Origin of the sequence: Bradyrhizobium sp. CCGB20 (assembly GCF_024199855.1) — a bacterium.
Taxonomy (GTDB): domain Bacteria; phylum Pseudomonadota; class Alphaproteobacteria; order Rhizobiales; family Xanthobacteraceae; genus Bradyrhizobium.
In genome coordinates this window covers 4638381-4658998 of the sequence record NZ_JANADN010000001.1, presented here as the reverse complement: position 1 = coordinate 4658998, position 20618 = coordinate 4638381, and the positions used below count along the sequence as shown (strand labels likewise).

Here is a 20618-nt window from a genome sequence, read left to right as displayed (position 1 = left end):
TCTCGGCTCAGATTTGGCCGTGGAAAGTGCGGCTGATCACATCCTTCTGTTGCTCCGGCGTCAGGCGAACGAAATTGACGGCATAGCCAGACACGCGGATCGTAAGCTGCGGATATTTGTCCGGGTTCTTGATGGCGTCTTCCAGCGTCTCCTTGTCGATCACGTTCAGATTCATGTGGAACCCGCCGCGACCGAAATAAACGTCGAAGGCCTTGGTAGCCTCCTCGATGACCTGGGCTTCGGACAGGTGCGCCTTCTGCGGGGCGACCGATACCGTGTAGCTGATGCCGTCGAGCGAGTCCTTGTAGGGCAGCTTCGCCACCGAGAGACATGACGCCAGCCAGCCATGGCTGTCGCGACCATGCATCGGGTTAGCGCCAGGTCCGAACGGCTCGCCCTTGCGGCGGCCATCCGGTGTGTTGCCGGTCGCCTTGCCGTAGACGACGTTCGAGGTGATGGTGAGCACGCTCTGCGTATGCGTCGCGTTCCGATAGGTCGGATGCTTGCGGATCTTCTCCATGAAGGTGGTCACCAGCTGGGAGGCGATCTGGTCGACCCGGTCGTCGTTATTGCCGAACTGCGGCGTCGAGATATTGCCCTCGTTCTGGTAGTCGACCACCAGTCCCGTGGCATCGCGATTCACACGGATCTTGCCGTACTTGATGGCGGCAAGGCTGTCGGCAACAACAGACAGGCCGGCGATGCCGAACGCCATGGTGCGCAGGATGTCGCGATCGTGCAGCGCCATCTCGAGGCGCTCATAGAAATACTTGTCGTGCATGTAATGGATGCAGTTCATGGCATGCACGTAGGTCTTGGCGAGCCACTCCAGAATGGTGTCGAACTTCGCCAAGACGTCGTCATAGTCGAGGAAATCGCCGGTGACCGGCATGGACTTCGGCGCAACCTGGTCGCCGGAAACCTCGTCGCGGCCGCCATTGATGGCGTAGAGCAGCGCCTTGGCGAAGTTCACCCGGGCGCCGAAGAATTGCATCTGCTTGCCGAGCCGCATGGCCGAAACGCAGCAGGCGATCGCGTAGTCGTCGCCCCAGTACGGGCGCATCAGATCGTCGTTCTCGTATTGCAGCGAGGACGTATCCTTGCTGACCTTGACGCAGAAGCGCTTGAAAGGCGCCGGCATGTGGGTGGACCACAGCACGGTGATGTTCGGCTCCGGCGCCGGCCCGAGATTGTAGAGGGTGTGGAGCATGCGGTAGCTGCTCTTGGTCACCAGCGCCCGCCCGTCGAGATCCATGCCGCCGACGCACTCGGTCGCCCAGTAGGGGTCGCCGCTGAACAGCGCGTCGTAGTCGGGCGTCCGAAGGAAGCGAACGATGCGCAGCTTCTGGACCAGCTGGTCCCACAGCTCCTGCGCACCGGCTTCGTCGAGCGTGCCTTCCTTCAGGTCGCGCTCGAGATAGATGTCGAGGAAGCTCGAGATGCGGCCGATCGACATCGCCGCGCCGTTGGCTTCCTTGATCGCGCCGAGATAGGCAAAGTAGGTCCACTGGAACGCCTGCTGCGCATTCGTTGCGGGTTGCGTGATGTCGCAGCCATAGAGCTTCGCCATCGACGCCAGGTCCTGCAGCGCGCGCATTTGCTCGGCGAGTTCCTCGCGCATGCGGATGATTTCATCCGTTGGCCACATGTCGTCGATCTGGGCCCGCTCCTGGTGCTTGACCTCCAGCAGACGGTCGGTGCCGTAAAGGGCAACCCGGCGGTAGTCGCCGATGATGCGGCCGCGTCCATAGGCATCGGGCAGGCCAGTAATGATCCCGGATCGCCGGCAATTCATGATCTCGGGCGTATAGGCGTCGAACACGCCGTCGTTGTGCGACTTGCGATACTTGGTGAAGGCCTCGTGGACTTTCTCGTCAGCCTTGAAGCCGGCCGCCTTGAGGCCGGCTTCCACCATGCGGAGTCCGCCGAAGGGGAAGATCGCCCGCTTAAAGGGCTGGTCGGTCTGCAGGCCGACGATCACTTCGTTGTCGCGGTCAATGTAGCCGGCCTGATGCGCGAGCAAGGTTGACGGATTTGCTGCGTCGACGGCCAGGACGCCCTTCTTTCGCTCCTCGGCGAAGTAAGGCTGCAGCTTTGCCCATACGGCCTTTGTTCGCTGCGAGGCAGGGGCGAGAAATTTCTCGTCACCCGTATAGGAGGTTACGTTATGCACGATGAAGTCGCGGACGTTGATGGTCTTTGACCAGTCGCCCAGTTTGAAGCCGCGCCATGCGTCCGTGGTGACATCATCATGCTTGCGCGCTGCGCTGCCCTTCATGATCCATCTCCATCCCGAGGAATTGGTTTTGGGTCCGGCTGCGGTACCTCTGTTATCTCCTCATGTTAGCGATGATGCGCCGACGCGACGCTTGATCTATGTCAAGCCGGAAGGGGTCTCCTTGCCGATTGGGCTGCTCCTGCAGGGCTGCGGCCGCACAAAGGTGGTCGGTATCGGCACAAAGCGGACATCGCCAACGGTTTATGAGTACACGGCCTAGCTAGCGGGATGGCAAGCGGGGTGCGCGTCGACTAGATTGAGCCCACGCTGTTCGATCTGGAGCCTGCCGATGACATCGCCTGAGGAGTTTTCCCGGCTGCAATCCGCGATGAGCCGGACGGTAAAAGCGCATTGGAAGGCCTTCCTGTTCGAAGGCATTTTGCTCGCCGTGCTCGGTATCGCCGCGCTCGTCCTGCCGCCGCTCGCAAGCCTTGCGATCGCGATCGTCCTCGGCTGGATGCTCCTGATCAGCGGCATCGGCGGGCTGATCGTGACCTATTGGGCGCGCAGCACGCCGGGCTTCTGGTGGTCGCTGATCTCGGCCGCGCTCGCCGTGCTTGCCGGCATGCTGCTGCTGGCCCGGCCGATGCAGGCCGTGCTGACGCTGACCATCGTGCTCGGCGCCTATTTCCTGGCCGAGGGCGTCGCCACCATCATGTATGCGCTGGAGCACCGCCGCGAGCTGAGCAGCCGCTGGACGTGGCTCCTGATCTCGGGCCTCGTCGATATCGCGATCTCCTTCATGGTGATCACGGGATTACCGAGCTCGGCGGAATGGGCGATCGGCATCCTCGTCGGTATCAACCTGCTGTTCGGCGGCGCCACCTTGATCGGCATGGCGCTGGCGGCACGCAATAGCAACACCTGAGGCTCTTCATCGCCGAACGAGCCGATTGGGGGGTGACAACCCGCCAGGGGCACGCTATATGGCTCCCATGATCACCCTCGTCACCAGCTATTTTTGGTACTTTAGCTACGACAGCTCGCTGGCGGCAGGAGGATCGCGCTCAATCTGAAATATTGAAGCAAACGTCCGAACAAGCCGCCAGACCTGGCGGCTTTTTTATTGGCCGGCAGGTTCTCAACAAACAGGAGCCCGCCGTGCTGAGCACGACCGACGATCTTCGTATCCGCGAACTGAAAGAGCTGAGCACGCCGGAAGAGGTGATGCGGGAAGTCCCGCGCACGCTCACCGCGACGCGCGTGGTGATGGCGGCGCGCAACGCCATCCATGCCATCCTCAATGGCCAGGACGACCGCCTGCTTGTCGTGGTCGGCCCCTGCTCGGTGCATGATCCCAAGGCCGCGCTCGAATATGCCGAGCGCCTCGCGAACTTGCGCGAAGACCTCGCCGACCAGCTCGAGATCGTGATGCGGGTCTATTTCGAGAAGCCGCGCACCACCGTCGGCTGGAAGGGCCTGATCAACGATCCCGATCTCGACGGCAGCTTCGACATCAACAAGGGCCTGCGGCTGGCGCGCAACGTGCTGTCGGCGGTGAACAATCTCGGCCTGCCCGCCGGCGCAGAGTTCTTGGACATGACGACGCCGCAATACATCGCGGATCTCGTGTCCTGGGCCGCGATCGGCGCGCGCACGACCGAGAGCCAGATCCATCGCGAGCTGGCCTCGGGGCTGTCCTGCCCGGTCGGCTTCAAGAACGGCACCGACGGCAATGTCCGGATCGCGGCGGACGCTGTGAAGTCGGCCTCGCATCCGCATCATTTCATGGCGGTGACGAAGCTCGGCCGCTCCGCCATCGCCTCGACCGCGGGCAACGAGGACTGCCACATCATCCTGCGCGGCGGCAGCAAGCCGAACTACGATGCAGCGAGCGTTGCGGCCGCCTGCAACGATCTGGCCAAATCCGGCGTCGCGCCGCTGGTGATGGTGGATGCGAGCCACGCCAATTCGAGCAAGAAGCCGGAAAACCAGCCTCTGGTCATGGCCGACATCGCCGGCCAGATCTCGGGCGGCGAGAACCGCATCATGGGCGTGATGATCGAGAGCAATCTCGTCGCCGGCCGTCAGGACGTGGTGCCGGGCAAGCCGCTGACCTACGGCCAGAGCATCACCGACGGATGCATCGACTGGGCGACGACGGCGACCGTGCTCGAGCAGCTCGCTGACGCGGTCGAAATCCGCCGCAACACCCAACGCGCGGGGCTGCACGAGCGCACGGCTTAAGGCCAAAGCAGGCGCGGGCGGGGCGAGCTGTCGCGCCCTGCCCGCCACGGCTCAATTGCGGCTTAGCAGCCTCGGCAGATGCTCTTGATCTTCTTGTCGAGCAGAGCGTCTTCCTTGTTCACCGGATTGTTCGGATCGCTGAGGTTCTTCTCGCTTGGCACATCGCTGGCGCGCGGCTGACGATGACCGATCGGCGCCTGCGGTATCGATCCCGACGTGACACCGCCTCCGCCTGTCGTCGATCCCTTGGTGCCGGTCTGCGCCATCGCAGTGCCACCGAGCAAGATCACGAGCGACGCTGCCAGCATGATCATCTTCATGTCCGATCCTCCATTCTCAAGCCGGCGCTCCCTCCGCTCACGTGGCGGGCGGATAGAGATGAACCTCGCCGCAATAATCCACGATACGATAGCGCGTTTCGGTGTCGGCTTCACCCGCGCCAGCTGCGGTATTTTGTGCCACCAACACATAATTCGGCCCCACCGGCGATTTGCCGGCGCCGCCGGGAATGTCGATGACATAGTCGGGCTGACACAGTCCTGACACCCGGCCACGCAACTGCCGCATCAAATCCTGCCCCTCGGCCAGCGTCGTTCGCAAATGCACGGTGCCAGGCGCGAGGTCACCGTGATGCAGATAGTACGGCTTGATCCGGCATTCGACGAAAGCTCGCATCAAATCCGACAAAGCGGCAATGTTGTCGTTGACGCCGCGCAAGAGCACGGACTGGCTCACCATGGGAACCCCGGCATCGGCAAGCCGTGCGCAGGCCTCGCGCGCAGGCCCCGTCAACTCGCGCGCATGATTGGCATGGATCGCCACCCACGTGGTCGCACCCTCGACCTGGAGCGCCGCGACCATCTCGTCGCTGATGCGCGCCGGATCGGCCACGGGCACACGGGTGTGAAGGCGGATGATCTTGACGTGATCGATCGCGGCAAGATCGGCCATGATCTCGCTCATCCGGCGCGGCGACAGCATCAAGGGGTCGCCGCCGGTCAGGATCACCTCCCAGATCTCGCCATGCGAGCGGATGTAGTCGATCGCCGCGCGATACGCGCCGTCCGACAGCGCGTTCTCCTTGCCCGGTCCGACCATCTCGCGGCGGAAGCAGAAGCGGCAATAGACCGCGCAGACGTGAACGAGCTTGAACAGCACGCGATCGGGATAGCGATGCACGATCCCGGGAACCGGCGAGTGCGGGTGATCGCCGATCGGATCGGCGCTCTCGCCCGGCTGCATCTCCAGCTCGGCAACGGTCGGAACGAATTGCCGCGCGATCGGATCGTCGGGGTCGGACGTATCGATCAGATCGAGCAGCGCCGGCGTGATCGCCACCGCATAGCGCGCGGCGACGCGTTCGAGCGCAGGCAGCGCTTCGGCGGATGCAAGTTGCGCGGCCACAAGTTCGGCCGGCTCACGCAGGGTGCGTGCAAGGTTGTTCTTCGTCATGTCTCACTTAACGTTTCATTTGCGGGCGGTGTCCACACCACCTGATCAATCCGCGCTGCGCCGCTCGCGAGCATCACCAGCCGGTCGAAGCCGAGCGCGACACCGCTCGCCTCCGGCATTATGGCGACCGCGGCCAGGAAATCCTCGTCCAGCGGATAGGCCTCGCCGTAGCGGCGTTGCTTCTCTGCCATCGACTCCGTGAAGCGCTCGCGCTGCTCCTCGGCGTCGGTGAGTTCGCCAAAGCCGTTGGCGAGCTCGACGCCGCAGGCGTAGACCTCGAAGCGTTCCGCGACCCTGGGATCGCCAGCCTTCACCCGTGCCAGCGCCGCCTCTGGAGATGGGTATTCGAACAGAATGGTCAAACGGCCCTGCCCCAGTTGCGGCTCGACATGCTCGACCAGAACCTTGCTGAAGATGTCCGACCAGGTGTCGTCCCCGGCCACGCGGACCTTGCCGGCGGCCGCCTGGGCCAGCGCGGCACGGTTACCCTCGCCGCCCGAGATTGTCGACAGCAGGTCGACGCCGGCGAACCGCTCGAAGGCGCCTGCGACCGTCAATAGTTCCGGCTCGGCGAAGGGATCGGCGGTCCGGCCGCGGAAGGAGAACGTCCCGATCCCGGTCGCCTGCGCGGCGCGGGCGATGACGACGACGGTGTCCGCCATGATGGCATCATAGGGAGCGCCGGCCCGGTACCATTCCAGCATGGTGAACTCGGGCAGGTGCAGGTCGCCCCGTTCGCGGTCACGGAACACCCGGGCGAACTCGAAAATCCGCTCTTCGCCCGCCGCCAGCAGCTTTTTGCAGGCGAATTCGGGCGAGGTCCGCAGGTATCGACTGACCCGGCTGCCGTCCGGCCGCATGATCTCGGTTCGGGGGGCGTGCAGATGGGTCTCATTCCCCGGCGAGACCTGGAGAACGGAGGTTTCGACCTCGACAAAGCCCTGCTCGGCGAAAAAGCCCCGTAGAGACCCGGTAATGGCCCCCCTGGCCTGGAGGAACGGCCGCCGGTCGAGGTGCCGGTCGGGCGACCAGAACGGTGAAATGGGCTTGTCCCCAGTCATTAACCGACCGCCCCGCGGGCCAGCAAAACGCTGGCATCCAACGGCAAAATCAGTATGTTGCGGCCCGAAACGGGCGCCGAGGTCCGATTTGAGACCCCGAGTCCCCCCGAGATTTGACCACGTCCTGGCCGCAGCCGGGCCAAGCAAGCAGGAAATATAGCTTTGAGAGTCATCGCCAGTTCTATTCGCAAAGGCAACGTGATCGAGCAAGACGGCAAGCTTTATGTCGTCGTCAGCGCCGAGAACATCCATCCCGGCAAGGGCACCCCGGTCAGCCAGATCGAAATGCGCCGAATCTCGGACGGCGTAAAGATCTCCGAGCGCTACAAGACCACCGACCAGGTCGAAAAGGCCACGATCGAAGAGCGCAACTACACCTTCCTGTATGAAGATGGCGAGGGCTTCCACTTCATGAACCCCGAGACCTACGACCAGGTCCAGGTGTCCAAGGACGTCATCGGCGACGCCGCGGCCTATCTTCAGCCAGACATGACCGTCAAGCTGTCGACCCACGACGTCAACGTCGTGTCGATGGCGCTGCCGCAGCGCGTGACGCTGGAAGTGGTCGATACCGAGCCGGTGACCAAGGGGCAAACGGCTTCGTCGTCCTACAAGCCGGCGGTGCTGTCGAACGGCATCCGCACCACCGTGCCGCCGCACATCTCGGTCGGCACCCGCATCGTGGTGATGACCGAGGACGGCTCCTACTCCGAGCGCGCCAAGGACTAACGACGAACGGGGCGATCGGAACAGGCGCCGCCGGGGGGCGAGACAGTGGTTGGGAAGAGTTTCCGCTTCGTCTCGCTGCTTCTGGCGGCGTTTTCGCCCCTCTTTGCCACGCCGCTCGCTGCGGATGAAATTCGCAGCCCTTCGCTCACGGCCCTGCGCGTCGATTGGCGCGCAGCGCTGGACCAGCTCCGCAGCGAGATCAACAGCCGTCCCCCGGTCGCGGGCGACTTCATCTTCGCACCTCGCCGTTCGGTGCCTCGCTACGATCCGCGGGCGATGCCTGCGCTGGTGCAGCTCAACGCGGTCTCATCGCAATTCTTCACCGGTATCGCCCGCAGCTCCGTGCCCGTGCTGCTGCCGTTCGATGCTGCCGCGTATCTCGAGGCGCAGCGCAACGGCGCCCCGGGGACACTCGCGATCTCGCGCTATCAGGCCGATTTCAATCCCGTCGACATGTTCAATTCCGGGCCCGCCGGTTACAGCGCCAGCTTCTCGCTCGAGCCCGGCGCCGGCGACGGCATGCCGAGCCGCGTCTACGCAAGGCCAGTCGAGGTGCAGATCACGGGCTCGGCGCTCGTCTACGACGTCGCCGATCCCGCCGGCGGCAAGGGCGAGCCGGTCAAGCCGCTCGCGGCAACCTATCCGGACCTGCGCAGGTTCATCCGGGAAGGCTATGTGCGCTACGCCTTCACCCGCTTCGGCGTCGCCTATGTCGTTTCCATCCAATGCCTCGACAGCCTCGCAAAGCCGCGGCGGCTCGCCTGCAAGGAAGCCTATCCGGTTGCCGAGCGCTTCCTGAAAGGGCTCCGCATCGCCGGCGGCCAGCGCATGCGGCCGCTCACGGACACGGCCTCCAGCATCATCGATCGCCCGTTGGCGCGTTCGCCAGATTTCACCTACCGGCCGAGCGGCGACATCATCCCGAACACCGGCTATCGCAACAAAGCCGGCCATCCGGATGTGATGGCCTATGCGCAGATCCGCTTTCCGCTCGAGAAGGCGCCCGCCTTCGTGCGTTCGCAATCCTACGGCAAGCGCGACAAGAGCGACGGCCCGACGGCCTATCCCTGGCGCGACAATTTCTGCGAGTCCCGCAGTTTCGAGGTCTGGCAATGCGGCGGCGGTTATGGCCACCAGGGCGAGGACATCCGCGCCGCCGAATGCCCACCGCCCGGCGAAGGCCGCGAACCCTGCGATCCCAAGCAGCGGGGCGTCGTCGCGGTGCGCGACGCCATGGTGATCCGCGGCGCCAAGGATCAGGCGGCAACGCTCGAGGTCAACAGCCGCACCGAGCATATCCGCTTCCGCTACATGCACATGAACCCGCAGGCGCTGACCGCCAGCGGCGTGCTCAACGGCCGCATCGTCACCGAGGGCGAGAAGATCGGTGTCGTCTCCAACTATCTCGACCATCCCGCCGGCACATCGATGCACCTGCATTTCGACGTGCAGGTGTTTACCCGCGACGGCTGGATCTGGGTCAGTCCCTACGTCACGCTGGTCTCGGCCTATGAACGCCTGATCCGCGCGCGCGGCCGCGAGGTCGGCCCGGAGATCGCCGGCACGCCGCAGCCGGTGGCGCATGCGCTGCCGGAGGACGTGATCAAGCCGGACCTGCGCGAGGGATCGAGCGGCGAGGAGAATTGAGGGACGACGGACCCCAGCCCGGATGAGCGAAGCGCTATCCGGGACCGTCCCGGGTATCGCTGCGCTCACCCGGGCTACAAGCCCCTACGGATCACTCCAACAGCGTCGTCAGCTGTGCGCCCTCATCCGCCACGAACACCGCGATCAATTCCGCGGGCTCCGTCGTGCTCGCATTCGCCGACACCAGATGGGTCGAGCCCGGCGGCTCGAAGAAGGACTGGCCGACGCCAAACGTCTCGACCGGACCGCCGCCGAGCTGGGAGCGGATCTCGCCCTTGGTGATGTAAGCCGTCACCGAGCCTGCGTGCCGGTGCGGCCGCGAGAACCCGCCCGGACCGTAGAACACGCGCACGATGGTGACGCGCTTGCCCGGCACGTTCGGCAATGCGTAGGAGCCGATCGGCTCGACCTTGTCGAGTGGTGAGCTCTCCGCGGCCGTGGCGCAGAGCGGCGCGAGCGCGCCTGATATCGTGTCCATCGTCACCGGCAGCGCCTTGCCGATCGCAAGCGCGCAGGCGAGCCCGCCGACGACGGCCAGCGCCATCGAACGCGAAGGCACCGGGCGCTGCGTGGTGGCCAAACTCATTGCAGTCATGACAACCTCCCTTCGTTGCAATCAGGATGCAGCGGCATTCGCTGCGGCCGGCCGCTTCGCCGGCGTCCAGCGGAATGCCGCGCCAAAACGGTTCCAGACGTTGATCGAGGCGACCGCCGAGGTCAGGTACGTCAGCTCGGTCTCGGAGAATTCACCGGAAGCCTCGGCATAGACCGCCTCGCTGACGCCGTCGGGCAGGAATGTCAGCGCCTCGGCCCAGGCCAGCGCGGCACGCTCGCGCGCGGAAAAGACCGGCGCTTCGCGCCACACCGCGACTAGGTTCAGCTTGTCCACGGGAACGCCGATGCGCTCCGAGAACAGGATGTGATGCTGTACGCAGAAGGCGCAGCCGTTGATCTGCGAGGCCCGCAGCTTGACCAGCTCCAGGAGCTGCTTGTCGAGGCCCGCCTTGGCCGCCACCTGGCCCAGCGCCAGCACCAGCTCGTACACATCGGGCGCGATTGTCTTGAAATCCTCGTATTCGCTGCGGGCGTGTGACATCGCGGTTCACCTCGTGTATTGTAAGACTGCTTACATCTTATAAGAGCTCTTACATGGCACGCAAGGCCGCGGCCCTCACGAAATCGAAAGCCTCGCGCAGGACGACCGCGCCCGCCGAGGACGTTGCCGTTCGCGTGCCCGCGCCCGGAGAAGGCAAGCGCGGCGAGCAGGGCTATCTCGGCTATCTGCTGCGCCAGGCCCACGCCGCTGTCCGCCTGACGATGGAGCGGACGCTCGCCGATCTCGGCGTGACGTCGCCGCAATTCGCCGTGCTGACGATGCTGAACGCCTATCCGGGTCTCTCGGGCGCCGACGTCGCCCGGCTCACCTTCCTGACCCCGCAGACGGTCGGCGTGATCATTCGCAACCTCGAGCGCGACGGTGCGATCGTGATGACGCCTCATCCGGTTCATGGCCGGATCCAGCAATGGGCGCTGACGCCGCGGGGAGCGACGTTGTTGAAGGCATGCAGGGAGCGCGTGATCGCGCTGGAGAAGCGCCTTGCCGCAAGCCTGGACGCCAAGGCAGAAACCGCGATCCGGCGCTGGCTCGCCGGCATCGCCGCCGATTTGCAGGAGGACTAGCCGGCTCTAGTCGCCGCCGCCTCCGTCCCCACCGCAGCCGCCGTCGCCTCCATCGCCGTCCGAGAAATCGCTGACGGCGCCGTCGCCCTGAATGCCACGGCCAAAGTTCTCGGCGATGATCATCAGGATCACCACAAACAGCCCGGCGCCGAACGGCCAGGGATTGCTACGGATGATGTCGAACAGCCCCCGCATGCGACTATTCTGCGCAGGCGGAAGCGAACCGACCGTAAAGTGACTGGCTTAAAATCGGGGATATCGGACAGGCGGAAAGACGCCTAGCCGTCTTTCAAAGCTTTCTTAACCTCGCCGTCCGGCCAGGTCTCGCTCGCTGCGATCACGCGCACGCGGCTTTGATCCGCGGCATTGACCAGCACATGCGAACTCACCCGGTCGCCGCTCGGCTCCAGGTGCAAATCTGTTTCGGGCTTCCAGCTCAGCGTGGTCGCGAGATCGCCGGGATAAATCTGCCATTGCGAACCGTCGTCGAGTTCGACGACATGGCTCTCCGCATGTGCGCGTATCTTCATTCCACCCCGACTTTTCGATGAGCAGACTGGGTGCGGAAGGCAGGCCCCGGCGATCAGCCGGGGCCCTGCTCCGTCAGTCGTTGTCGTGATGAATCACGGTCTTGCTGCGATTGCCGAATTCATCTTCCTTCTTGATCACCGTGGTGCGGTCGGCGGGCTCGCGCTCCTTGATGACCGTGGTGCGGTCGCGATCGCGGTCCCGCTCACGATATTCATGGGACTGTCCGACCGTCACGCCGGCACCAACCGGACCGACGTGAACGCCGACTTCGTCGGCGAATGCAGGCGCGGCGATGGCTGTGACCATGGCGGCCGCAAACAGAACTTTTTTCATTCTCTCATCCTCCAGTGTATGCGGAGGGAATGCGGGACTGCGACACTTTGTTCCGGCGGAACGCGGCGGCAATGGCCTCATCCCGGTGTTCCAGGAACTGGCTCACAGGGACCCTGTTTCCCGCTAGAATGGGTCCATGAAACACGCTGATTCCTCTGCCGGTCACAGCCGCCGCGCCCTGCTTCGATCCTCGCTCGGCGCAGCCGCACTCGTCGCATTCCCCACGCAGCTCCTCGCCGCGCCTCCGGGCTTCGACGAATGGCGCGAGGGCTTTCGTGCACGCGCCATGGCGAAAGGCATTTCGGCCGCAACCTGGCAACGCGCGATGGCGCGGGTCGAGCCTGACATGAGCGTGTTCAAGCAGATGCGCAACCAGCCCGAATTCCACGAGCAGGTCTGGCAATACATCAACCGCCGCGTTTCCGACTGGCGCATCATCAACGGCAAGATCGCGCTGAAGAACAACGAGGCGCTGCTCGCGCGCATCGAGCGTGATTTCGGCGTCGAGCGCGGCACGCTGCTGGCGCTGTGGGGCGTGGAATCCGCCTATGGCGATCCGCTGGTGCAGCAGAACCACATGACGCCGGTATTCCCCTCGCTCGCCGCGCTCGCCTGGAACGAGCCGCGCCGCAAGGCCTATTGGGAAACCGAGCTGATCAACGCGCTGCGCATCGTCGACAAGGGCTGGAGCACGCCGGAGCAGATGCAGGGATCCTGGGCCGGCGCGATGGGCCATTCGCAATGGATGCCGGAGGTCTGGCTCAATGTCGGAATCGACTATGACGGCGACGGCAAGGTCTCGCCGTTCGGCAAGCCCGACGACGCATTGGGATCGACCGCAAAATACCTCGTCAATCGCGGCAAGTGGCATCGCGGCGAGCACTGGGGCTACGAGGTGCGCGCGTCCGGCAACATGAGTGGCAGCCGGACTTACGCGGCGTGGCAGGCGGCGGGCGTCACCCGCGCGGACGGCCAGCCGTTCCCGCAACCGAACGCATCCGCGCAGATGTGGACGCCCGTCGCAGGCGGGCCGACCTTTCTGCTCGGACCGAACTTCTACTCGGTGAAGAGCTACAATCCCTCGATGAACTATGCGCTGGCGATCTGCCATCTCGGCGATCGCTGCCTCGGCGCGCCGCCCTTCATCCAGCCTTTCCCCGGCTCCGAGCGCGCGCTGACGCTGGCCGAGGTGCAGGAGATGCAGACGCGGCTGACCAAAGCCGGTTTCGACACCGGCGGCACCGACGGCCGCGTCGGCAACGACACCATGAAGGCAGTCAAGGATTTCCAGCAGCGGGCGGGGATTGCGCCCGCGGATGGCTATGGCGGACTGAAGGTGCTGGCGAAGCTGCGGCAGGGGTCTTAGGCGGCGTCAGTGCCGGTACTGCGGCTCCTCCGCATCAAGCTGCCGCCGGATCGCGGCGAGATGCAGCCGCGCGGATTCGGAATCGCCCTCGCGCATCTGCCTGTAGGTTTCGGCCGCGATCGCGGGATCGACGGGCAGAACTTTCCTTCCCGTCGACATCGCCAGCACCTGCACCTCAGCGGCGCGTTCGAGGTAATAGAGATCGTCCCAGGCCTCCGCGATGGTCGGGGCCAGCACCATCACGCCGTGATGCTTCATGAAGACGATGTCGGCATCCCCCACCGCGGACGCGATGCGTGCGCCTTCGCGGTTGTCGAGCGCGAGGCCGTTATAGTCGCGGTCGACCGCGGTGCGACCGTAGAATTTGAGCGCGGTCTGCCCGGCCCAGATCAGGGGATCGCCCTCGGTCATCGACAGTGCCGTGGCGTAGGGCATGTGGGTGTGGAAGGCGACCTTGGCGCGCGGCAGGCGCTTGTGCATCTCGGCATGGATGTAGAACGCGGTCGCCTCGGGCACGCCCTCGCCGTCGAGCACGTTGCCGTGGAAGTCGCAGATCAGAAGCTTTGACGCGGTCAGCTCGCGAAAGGCGTAGCCGTAGGGATTGACCAGGAAGAGATCGTCGTGGCCCGGCACCACCGCCGAGAAATGGTTGCAGATGCCTTCCTCAAAACCGTTGCGCGCCGCCATGCGGAAGCAGGCGGCGAGGTCCTCGCGCGCGGTGCGGATCGCGTCGGTGGCGAGATCCGGCCGGTTAGACCCCACTGAGGCGGTTGCGGACGCGGATGAAGCGGCGTGGGACAGGCTGTGCGCCATGGCAGGGAAACCTCGTTTGATCGGCTTCTGGCGTTGTACAGGGGCGACGCGCGAGCGTCAGCCCCTCGTCCCGCCACCCTGCCCTGCGTCGACTACGCCCGCCGCGGCACGCCGCCGGCATTCATGCCGCCGTCGATGACGAGCTCGCTGCCTGTGACGTAGCGCGAGGCATCGGAGGCCAGATACAGCACGCCCGAGGCGATCTCCGCAGCCTGGCCGGCACGGCCGAGCGGCGTTGCGACCTTGGCGCGCTCCTCCGGGTCGATCGGCGCGTTCTGGCCGGCGCCAGTCGCCCCCGTCGGGATCTTGCCCCAGATCGGCGTGTCGATGATGCCGGGGTGCACGGAGTTGACGCGGATGCCGTCGCCGGCGGCCGCGCATTCCATCGCGATCGATTTGGCGAACAATCGCACGCCGCCCTTGGTGGCCGAATACGCCGACAGGCCCGGCGCGCCGCGCAGGCCCGCGAGCGAGGACATCATGACGATCGAGCCGCCGCCGGTCTTCCGCATCAGGGGCAGGCAGTGCTTGACCGAGAGAAACACGCCATCGAGATTGATCGCGTTCTGCTTGCGCCAGTCGGAGAGCGTCATGTCGACGATCGAGGGCACGGCAATGCCGATGCCGGCATTGGAAACCATGATATCGAGCCGGCCGTAGCGTTTTGCGATCTCGGCTGCGATCTCGATCCAGCGTTCCTCGCTGGTGACGTCCTGCTCCAGGAAGATCGCCTTGCCGCCGGCCTTTGTCACGCGCTTGGCGAGCTCAGGGCCGCGCAGCTCGTCGATGTCGGAGATGACGACCGTTGCGCCCTCGCGCGCGAACAGCTCGACGATGGCTTCGCCGATACCCGAAGCGCCGCCTGTTACCAGCGCGACCTTGCCCTCAACCTGCCCTGCCATGTTCACTCCTTTTTTTGTTGTTTGAGCGGATTATTTTTACCGCATGACACCGTCGGATCTTGCGTTATCTAATCACGGATGGCCCCTGGTCCGGTAGCGCGACGTCGACGACGCGGAATTGCACGCGTTCGGCGCCCTGGTAGCGGTCGACCGACAATGATCCCGCGACATGCAGTTGCTGGCCGCGATTGGCGAGCAGCGCATTGCCGAGCTTCTGGCCGACCGAACGGAACGCGATGCCGTTGACGATCGAGCCATCGCCCGACTTGAAGCGTAGCCTCAAATGCGCCTGTCCGACCTCGTCGGCATAGACGAGCTGGTGCGCAGGCAGCGCCAGCACGACTTCCGGATTGCCGCTGCCGAAGGGACCGGCGCGGTTGAGCGTCGCCGCAAGCTCCGTCGTCACCGCGCGCGCGGACACCGCGCCGTCGATATAGAGCTCGTTAACGTGGCGCGCCTCGGCGACGTCCTGCCCCAGCGCGTTTTCGAGATAGGCGCGAAACTCGGCGAGCTTCTCTTTCCGCAGCGTCACGCCCGCGGCCATCGCGTGGCCGCCGCCCTTGAGCAAGATACCGTCGGCGACCGCCTGCCGCACCGCCTTGCCGATGTCGACGCCGGCGATGGAGCGGCCCGAGCCGGTGCCGATGCCGCCGGGCTCCAGCGCAACGGCAAAAGCCGGTCGCGAGAACTTCTCCTTCAGGCGAGACGCGACGAGACCGACCACGCCGGGATGCCAGCCTTCGGAGGCCGTGACGATGACGCCGAGCTTGTCCTCCAGCCCGATCGAGGCGAGCGCTTCGGCTTCGGCCTGCGCTTCGGCCGCCTGCTCGATGACACGGCGCTCGCTGTTGAGGCGATCGAGCTCGGCAGCGATCCGCGCCGCCTCGACGCTGTCGCCTTCCAGCAGAAGCCGCACGCCGAGATCGGCGCGGCCGATGCGGCCGCCGGCATTGACGCGCGGCCCCAGCATGAAGCCGAGATGCCAGGCCTCCGGCGGACCGTTGAGCCGCGCCACGTCCATCAGCGCGGTGTGGCCGATATGATCGCGCCGCCGCATCGCGATCAGCCCTTTCGCGACGAAAGCGCGGTTGAGCCCGATCAGCGGCGCGACATCCGCGACCGTGCCGAGCGCGACGTGATGCAGCATGCCGAGCAGATCGGGCTCGGGCATCTCTCTGGTCCAGAAGCCGCGCTGGCGCAGCTCGCGATTGACCGCGACCAGCGTCACCAGCACGAGACCGACCGCGGCGAGATGGCCAAGGCCGGAGAGATCGTCGAGCCGGTTCGGATTGACCAGCGCATCGACCTCCGGCAGCTCCGTGCCGGCCTGATGATGATCGATCACCACCACGGACATGCCGAGGCGCCTGGCTTCCGCGAGCGGCTCGATGCTGGTGGTGCCGCAATCGACGGTGACGAGCAGCGTCGCGCCCTTTGCCGCCAGCCCGCGAACGGCTTCGACGTTGGGGCCGTAGCCCTCGAAAATGCGATCGGGAATGTGGATCAGCGGATCGAGCCCGCAATGCCGCAGGTGCCAGGCCAGCAACGCGGCCGAGGTGGCGCCGTCGACGTCGTAATCGCCGAAGATCGCGACCTTCTCGCCCTTCGCCGCCGCATCGGCGATCCGCCTTGCGGCGGCCTCCATCTCCGTCACGGTGAACGGGTCCGGCATGAGCTTGCGGATGGTCGGATCGAGGAAGTCAGCGACCGCATCGATGTCGACACCGCGGCCCGCCAGCACTCGCGCCAGCAGCTCCGGCAATTGGTGCTGCTGCACGATGGCGAGCGCCTTGGCCGCCCCACGCGCGTCCAGCCGGTCGCGCCAGAGCTTGTCGGTGAGCGAGCGCGCCACGCCCAGGAACGCCTGGGGCATTTCGACGGGCAAGGCGGTGGCGGGCGGCGTCATGAGTCGGAACTGGCTTGAGGAACGTGGGAGCCGGACAGGGCGTTGCGGCGATCGGCCGACAATGACGATTGACCTGGAATCCCCCGGGATTTGCAATGTCCGCGCCGCACAAAGCGGTGGATTGCCGCTTTGCTGCGCGGACTGACTATCATTTGGGCAACCCGCGGAACAGCAAATTAAGCAGGCGTTAGGCGGAATCTTCGAAAAAGGCTCGTATTCGATCTGTAATTTGTTGTTCCGGGTTCGTTGCAGATCAGACCTCATTGCCAAGGGAAGTCCCCCGATGTCTGCTGCGCTGGGTCTGAAAGCCAAGCCGATCGCCACCGAACCCACTGATGATGATTCCGACATCTCCGCGCTGATCAATCGCCTGACTGCGGAGGTCAACCAGATCGCGGTCGACAAGACCAAGGCGATCCAGCAGATCACCAACCAGATGAAGATGCTGGCGCTGAACGCGCTGATCGAGAGCTCGCGCGCCGGCGCGCAGGGCGCGGGCTTCGCTGTGGTCGCGCAAGAGGTGCGCGGCGTCGGCCAGCAGGTCGAGACCATCGCACGCGAGCTCGAAACCCAGCTGACGAAACGCACCGGCGACCTCGTCTCCTCGATCGACCGCATGAGCCAGCGTTCGCGCGGCGAACGCATGGTCGACCTGTCGCTGAACGCGGTCGAGCTGATCGACCGCAACCTCTATGAGCGCACCTGCGACGTGCGCTGGTGGGCGACCGACTCCGCCGTCGTCGATTGCGCGGCCTCGCCTGCCGCGGCGGCGGTCAACTATGCCTCGCAGCGCCTCGGCGTGATCCTCGGGGCGTACACCGTCTATCTCGACCTCTGGCTCTGCGACCTCGACGGTAACGTCATCGCCAACGGCCGCGCCGACCGCTTTCGCGTCGTCGGCCAGAACGTCGCCCACACGAAGTGGTTTCGCGAAGCGCGAACCTTGCGCTCCGGCGATGACTATGTAGCCGGCGACGTCGAGAACCAGCCCCTGCTCGGCAATGCGCAGGTCGCGACCTATTGCGCCAGCGTCCGCGCCGGCGGTCAGGCCAACGGCGCGCCGATCGGCGTGCTCGCCATCCATTTCGACTGGGAGGCACAGGCCCGCGCCATCGTGCAAGGCGTGCGCGTCGGCGACAGTGACAAGGCGCGCGTGCTGCTGGTGGACTCGAACCTCCGCGTCATCGCGGCTTCCGACGGCCAGGGTATCCTCAGCGAGCGCATGTCGATCGCGCTGAACGGCCAGCGCTCCGGCTTCTACCACGACCGCACCGGCGCGCTGGTCGCCTTCCATGCGACGCCGGGCTACGAGACCTATCGGGGGCTCGGCTGGTACGGGGTGATCGTCTGCGGGGCGTGAGGCGGCAATGGCCGTCTGGTTCACGGCCAAACAAAAAATCTGCAAAACAACCCCATGCAAAGTAGCTCCGGGACGGGGCACGATGCACGCTCGCGCGACATAACCGTTTGGCGCGTCAGGCAGAAACACGGCAACTGCGCACCAGTCGCAAAGCGCGGTTGATTCTGGCGCCTTCCCCCTTTCAATCGGCCGGAGGATGGATCACGACACCACACTGCTCGGCAATCGTCGCGACGGCCTGGACAGACGGCACGTTTCCGCTGCGCCTTCCAAGCTCATCGAAGGCGGCAAACATGCGATCGAGGCCGGCGCCCGGTATCGCGAACACCAGCAGACGCGCCGTATCCGTGCCGACGTTGCGATAGCCGTGACGCCAATGGCTCGGCGCAAAGAGGAATGAACCGGTGCCAAGCCGCAACGGACCGCTCTCACCTTCGACCTCGAAGAGCACCTCGCCGCTCAGCACATAGAATGCCTCGTCCTCGCGGCTGTGCGTATGCGCCGGCGCACCACGGCCCGGCGGCACAACCGATTCCCACACGGAGAATTGTTGGCCGGTATCGCTCGCCATGGCCTTGTAGCTGTGCGTCACGCCGAGCACGTCAAGCGTGGGGCCGGCCCCGGGCTCCCGGAAGAGCGTGCTCAATGACGGCGAATTGCGGGTTGCATCGCTGCTCATGGCAGTTCCCTCCAATGATCGGGTTGCGATGCACTATCTTCCAGCGAAAACGAACTCACCTTGCGCCATAACGTTCCAAGCACGAAGACCGGTCTGTCTTGCTCGACTGGCGCGACGGCGGAACCGGCCGCGTCTCGGCCGGAACGGCACTTGTCGCACGTCCAGCACCTTCCCAAATGAACGGCATGGTCCACCGCCCCGCTATCGGTGAGCGGAACGACCCGTCTCAGGATCTCCTCCGCGGAGACCAACATGCCGTCACCGGCGCCTGCAAACGAAACAGAACGGCTCGCGGCCCTGCACGCGCTCGACATCGTCGACAGCGCGCCGGAAGCTGCTTACGACGAAATTGCCGAGCTTGCGGCCCAACTATGCGGCTGCCCGGTCTCGTACATCAGTTTCATCGATGACGACCGGCGCTGGCTCAAGGCGAGATATGGACTTCCGGTCGACGTCACCGACGCACCACGTGAGAGTGCTGTCTGCACGACGACGATCTGCGGCGCGGAGCTGCTCGTCATTCCCGATTTGAAGCAGGATCCACGTTTTCATAACAGTCCGATGGTCGCGCTAACGCCATCTTGCCGATTTTATTGCGGCATGCCGCTGATCACTGATGAAGGCTATGCGCTCGGCACGCTCTGTGTGATGGACTTCGAGCCGCGGCAGCTTTCGTTCGAGCAGACAGAAGCGCTGCGAATGCTGTCGCATCAGGTGCTGGCGCAACTGGAGCTCCGCCGCAAGCTGCTCGAGTACGGCCGGACAATCAGGGAGCTCGAGCAGGCGCGACTGGAGGCCGCTACCGAGCGCGCGCGCGCCGAGGCCCTGCTGCACAATGTCCTGCCGGCGCCGATCGCCGACGAACTCAAACGTTGCGGCAGAGTCCAGCCCAGATACACGCGGTCGGCTACCATCCTTTTTGCGGATATCCAGGGCTTTACGCTGCTGGCAGAACGGACCGAGCCGGCCCGCCTCATCAATCTGCTCGATGAGTATTTCACGGCCATGGATGGCATCGGCGCCCGGTATGGTCTGGAGAAGGTCAAAACCGTGGGCGACGCCTACATGGCGGTGGCCGGGGTGCTATCGCCCGATCGGCGGCACTCGATCGACGTTTGCCTGGCGGCGCTGGAGATGCGCGCCCGGCTCGATCGCCTCAAGGCGCAATACGAAGCGGCGGGCGAACAAGGGCTGCAACTGCGCATCGGCATTCACACCGGCCCCGTCATTTCGGGCGTCGTGGGTCTGCGCAGGATGACTTTCGACATCTGGGGCGATGCGGTCAACACCGCATGGTTCATGGAGGCGTTCGGAGTTGCAGGACGGATCAACGTGTCGGAAACCGTAGCCGGCCATGTCCACGGACTGTTCGCGCTGGAGCCGCGCGGCCCGATCGAAGCCAAGCACGAACGCACGCATGACATGTTCTTCCTCAATGGCTTGAAGACGGAGTATTCGCGCGATGGTGATGGTCATTCGCCGAATGACCAGTTCCTTGCCGAGTATCACCGTATCGGCGGCTCGCGACTGCCCGCCGATTGACGGGTGCGGACGCTGGCCATTCGACTCGTCGGGCATGACCACCGGTCTGGCCGGTGGTCTCGCCTGACAGGCGAACGTTCAAGACACAAGGGAATGACCCCTGACCGATTCCGGTCGCATCGCAACGCGATATCTTGAGCATTTTTCGGCAA

21 protein-coding genes are annotated in these 20618 nt (G+C 64.9%); 8 read left to right on the top strand and 13 right to left on the bottom strand.

The genetic code is table 11. From position 1 onward, the window contains the following. Nucleotides 1-7: 7 nt before the first annotated feature. Nucleotides 8-2278: a formate C-acetyltransferase gene (gene pflB, locus NLM15_RS21500; RefSeq protein ID WP_254119179.1), complete on the bottom strand. Its 2271-nt coding sequence runs from the start codon at nucleotides 2276-2278 to the stop codon at nucleotides 8-10. 289 nt (nucleotides 2279-2567) lie between these two features. Here pflB and NLM15_RS21495 point away from each other — a divergent pair, with 289 nt between their 5' ends. Further along, on the top strand, nucleotides 2568-3146 hold the full coding sequence (locus NLM15_RS21495; RefSeq protein ID WP_254119177.1) for an HdeD family acid-resistance protein: 579 nt from the start codon (nucleotides 2568-2570) through the stop codon (nucleotides 3144-3146). Between the two features lie 233 nt (nucleotides 3147-3379). Then, entirely contained in the window at nucleotides 3380-4465 is a 1086-nt protein-coding gene (locus tag NLM15_RS21490) for a 3-deoxy-7-phosphoheptulonate synthase (protein ID WP_309143610.1), read from the top strand. A 62-nt stretch (nucleotides 4466-4527) separates the two neighbouring features. Here the strand turns inward: NLM15_RS21490 and NLM15_RS21485 are convergent, their stop codons facing one another. From NLM15_RS21485 to epmA, 3 genes are read right to left on the bottom strand one after another with little or no spacing between them, the layout of a single operon-like run. After that, nucleotides 4528-4785, bottom strand: coding sequence for a hypothetical protein (locus tag NLM15_RS21485; protein WP_254119175.1), 258 nt, complete (start codon nucleotides 4783-4785; stop codon nucleotides 4528-4530). A 37-nt stretch (nucleotides 4786-4822) separates the two neighbouring features. After that, nucleotides 4823-5917 carry a lysine-2,3-aminomutase-like protein gene (locus NLM15_RS21480; protein WP_254119173.1) on the bottom strand — a complete coding sequence of 365 codons (1095 nt, stop codon included), beginning with the start codon at nucleotides 5915-5917 and terminating at the stop codon, nucleotides 4823-4825. After that, nucleotides 5914-6978, bottom strand: coding sequence for an EF-P lysine aminoacylase EpmA (gene epmA / locus NLM15_RS21475; RefSeq protein ID WP_254119171.1), 1065 nt, complete (start codon nucleotides 6976-6978; stop codon nucleotides 5914-5916). Before epmA ends, NLM15_RS21480 begins: the two co-directional genes overlap by 4 nt. A gap of 162 nt (nucleotides 6979-7140) precedes the next feature. On the opposite strand from epmA, the gene efp reads away from it, so the two are divergent. Then, nucleotides 7141-7707: an elongation factor P gene (efp, locus tag NLM15_RS21470; RefSeq protein ID WP_254119169.1), complete on the top strand. Its 567-nt coding sequence runs from the start codon at nucleotides 7141-7143 to the stop codon at nucleotides 7705-7707. A gap of 45 nt (nucleotides 7708-7752) precedes the next feature. Continuing rightward, nucleotides 7753-9354 (top strand): M23 family peptidase, encoded by a 1602-nt coding sequence (locus NLM15_RS21465; protein ID WP_254119167.1) that lies wholly within the window; start codon nucleotides 7753-7755, stop codon nucleotides 9352-9354. A 91-nt stretch (nucleotides 9355-9445) separates the two neighbouring features. Here NLM15_RS21465 and NLM15_RS21460 read toward each other — a convergent pair whose 3' ends face one another. Together NLM15_RS21460 and NLM15_RS21455 are read right to left on the bottom strand one after the other, a co-directional pair. Further along, nucleotides 9446-9949 carry a cupin domain-containing protein gene (locus NLM15_RS21460; RefSeq protein WP_254119165.1) on the bottom strand — a complete coding sequence of 168 codons (504 nt, stop codon included), beginning with the start codon at nucleotides 9947-9949 and terminating at the stop codon, nucleotides 9446-9448. A 21-nt stretch (nucleotides 9950-9970) separates the two neighbouring features. Further along, nucleotides 9971-10450: a carboxymuconolactone decarboxylase family protein gene (locus NLM15_RS21455; protein WP_254119164.1), complete on the bottom strand. Its 480-nt coding sequence runs from the start codon at nucleotides 10448-10450 to the stop codon at nucleotides 9971-9973. 53 nt (nucleotides 10451-10503) lie between these two features. Here NLM15_RS21455 and NLM15_RS21450 point away from each other — a divergent pair, with 53 nt between their 5' ends. Next, nucleotides 10504-11034 (top strand): MarR family winged helix-turn-helix transcriptional regulator, encoded by a 531-nt coding sequence (locus NLM15_RS21450; RefSeq protein ID WP_254119162.1) that lies wholly within the window; start codon nucleotides 10504-10506, stop codon nucleotides 11032-11034. Nucleotides 11035-11040: 6 nt separating this feature from the next. On the opposite strand, the gene NLM15_RS21445 is transcribed toward NLM15_RS21450, so the two are convergent. The 3 genes from NLM15_RS21445 to NLM15_RS21435 all read right to left on the bottom strand — a co-directional run bounded on the left by NLM15_RS21445 (nucleotide 11041) and on the right by NLM15_RS21435 (nucleotide 11898). After that, on the bottom strand, nucleotides 11041-11229 hold the full coding sequence (locus NLM15_RS21445; protein ID WP_254119160.1) for a hypothetical protein: 189 nt from the start codon (nucleotides 11227-11229) through the stop codon (nucleotides 11041-11043). An 83-nt stretch (nucleotides 11230-11312) separates the two neighbouring features. After that, complete coding sequence (locus tag NLM15_RS21440; RefSeq protein ID WP_254119159.1) at nucleotides 11313-11564, bottom strand: hypothetical protein; 252 nt, start codon at nucleotides 11562-11564, stop codon at nucleotides 11313-11315. 73 nt (nucleotides 11565-11637) lie between these two features. Further along, nucleotides 11638-11898, bottom strand: a complete 261-nt coding sequence (locus tag NLM15_RS21435) for a hypothetical protein (RefSeq protein ID WP_254119157.1) — start codon at nucleotides 11896-11898, stop codon at nucleotides 11638-11640. 136 nt (nucleotides 11899-12034) lie between these two features. On the opposite strand from NLM15_RS21435, the gene NLM15_RS21430 reads away from it, so the two are divergent. Continuing rightward, a complete protein-coding gene (locus NLM15_RS21430; protein ID WP_254119155.1) occupies nucleotides 12035-13264 on the top strand; it encodes a lytic murein transglycosylase in 1230 nt (409 codons plus the stop codon). Between the two features lie 6 nt (nucleotides 13265-13270). Here the strand turns inward: NLM15_RS21430 and NLM15_RS21425 are convergent, their stop codons facing one another. The 3 genes from NLM15_RS21425 to recJ form a co-directional block, all read right to left on the bottom strand. Continuing rightward, entirely contained in the window at nucleotides 13271-14077 is an 807-nt protein-coding gene (locus NLM15_RS21425; protein ID WP_254119153.1) for an aldolase, read from the bottom strand. A 92-nt stretch (nucleotides 14078-14169) separates the two neighbouring features. Further along, the gene (locus NLM15_RS21420; RefSeq protein WP_254119152.1) at nucleotides 14170-14979 is read right to left on the bottom strand and encodes an SDR family NAD(P)-dependent oxidoreductase; all 810 of its coding nucleotides are present in this window, start codon (nucleotides 14977-14979) and stop codon (nucleotides 14170-14172) included. A 64-nt stretch (nucleotides 14980-15043) separates the two neighbouring features. Beyond that, nucleotides 15044-16885 carry a single-stranded-DNA-specific exonuclease RecJ gene (recJ, locus tag NLM15_RS21415; protein WP_254119150.1) on the bottom strand — a complete coding sequence of 614 codons (1842 nt, stop codon included), beginning with the start codon at nucleotides 16883-16885 and terminating at the stop codon, nucleotides 15044-15046. Between the two features lie 283 nt (nucleotides 16886-17168). Between recJ and NLM15_RS21410 the strand changes: the two genes are divergently transcribed. Continuing rightward, nucleotides 17169-18245 carry a methyl-accepting chemotaxis protein gene (locus NLM15_RS21410; RefSeq protein ID WP_254119148.1) on the top strand — a complete coding sequence of 359 codons (1077 nt, stop codon included), beginning with the start codon at nucleotides 17169-17171 and terminating at the stop codon, nucleotides 18243-18245. A gap of 181 nt (nucleotides 18246-18426) precedes the next feature. Here the strand turns inward: NLM15_RS21410 and NLM15_RS21405 are convergent, their stop codons facing one another. Next, nucleotides 18427-18924, bottom strand: coding sequence for a cupin domain-containing protein (locus tag NLM15_RS21405; RefSeq protein ID WP_254119147.1), 498 nt, complete (start codon nucleotides 18922-18924; stop codon nucleotides 18427-18429). 252 nt (nucleotides 18925-19176) lie between these two features. Between NLM15_RS21405 and NLM15_RS21400 the strand changes: the two genes are divergently transcribed. After that, nucleotides 19177-20466, top strand: coding sequence for an adenylate/guanylate cyclase domain-containing protein (locus NLM15_RS21400; protein WP_254119145.1), 1290 nt, complete (start codon nucleotides 19177-19179; stop codon nucleotides 20464-20466). Nucleotides 20467-20618 lie beyond the last annotated feature (152 nt).

Coding starts and splice junctions, on each gene's coding strand:
- NLM15_RS21420 (WP_254119152.1), bottom strand. CDS start 14,979: ATGGCAGGGCAGGTTGAGGGCAAGGTCGCGCTGGTAACAGGCGGCGCT.
- NLM15_RS21430 (WP_254119155.1), top strand. CDS start 12,035: ATGAAACACGCTGATTCCTCTGCCGGTCACAGCCGCCGCGCCCTGCTT.
- NLM15_RS21440 (WP_254119159.1), bottom strand. CDS start 11,564: ATGAAGATACGCGCACATGCGGAGAGCCATGTCGTCGAACTCGACGAC.
- NLM15_RS21450 (WP_254119162.1), top strand. CDS start 10,504: ATGGCACGCAAGGCCGCGGCCCTCACGAAATCGAAAGCCTCGCGCAGG.
- NLM15_RS21480 (WP_254119173.1), bottom strand. CDS start 5,917: ATGACGAAGAACAACCTTGCACGCACCCTGCGTGAGCCGGCCGAACTT.
- NLM15_RS21405 (WP_254119147.1), bottom strand. CDS start 18,924: ATGAGCAGCGATGCAACCCGCAATTCGCCGTCATTGAGCACGCTCTTC.
- NLM15_RS21425 (WP_254119153.1), bottom strand. CDS start 14,077: ATGGCGCACAGCCTGTCCCACGCCGCTTCATCCGCGTCCGCAACCGCC.
- NLM15_RS21460 (WP_254119165.1), bottom strand. CDS start 9,949: ATGACTGCAATGAGTTTGGCCACCACGCAGCGCCCGGTGCCTTCGCGT.
- NLM15_RS21485 (WP_254119175.1), bottom strand. CDS start 4,785: ATGAAGATGATCATGCTGGCAGCGTCGCTCGTGATCTTGCTCGGTGGC.
- NLM15_RS21435 (WP_254119157.1), bottom strand. CDS start 11,898: ATGAAAAAAGTTCTGTTTGCGGCCGCCATGGTCACAGCCATCGCCGCG.
- NLM15_RS21400 (WP_254119145.1), top strand. CDS start 19,177: ATGCCGTCACCGGCGCCTGCAAACGAAACAGAACGGCTCGCGGCCCTG.
- NLM15_RS21410 (WP_254119148.1), top strand. CDS start 17,169: ATGTCTGCTGCGCTGGGTCTGAAAGCCAAGCCGATCGCCACCGAACCC.
- NLM15_RS21495 (WP_254119177.1), top strand. CDS start 2,568: ATGACATCGCCTGAGGAGTTTTCCCGGCTGCAATCCGCGATGAGCCGG.
- pflB (WP_254119179.1), bottom strand. CDS start 2,278: ATGAAGGGCAGCGCAGCGCGCAAGCATGATGATGTCACCACGGACGCA.
- recJ (WP_254119150.1), bottom strand. CDS start 16,885: ATGACGCCGCCCGCCACCGCCTTGCCCGTCGAAATGCCCCAGGCGTTC.
- NLM15_RS21445 (WP_254119160.1), bottom strand. CDS start 11,229: ATGCGGGGGCTGTTCGACATCATCCGTAGCAATCCCTGGCCGTTCGGC.
- epmA (WP_254119171.1), bottom strand. CDS start 6,978: ATGACTGGGGACAAGCCCATTTCACCGTTCTGGTCGCCCGACCGGCAC.
- NLM15_RS21455 (WP_254119164.1), bottom strand. CDS start 10,450: ATGTCACACGCCCGCAGCGAATACGAGGATTTCAAGACAATCGCGCCC.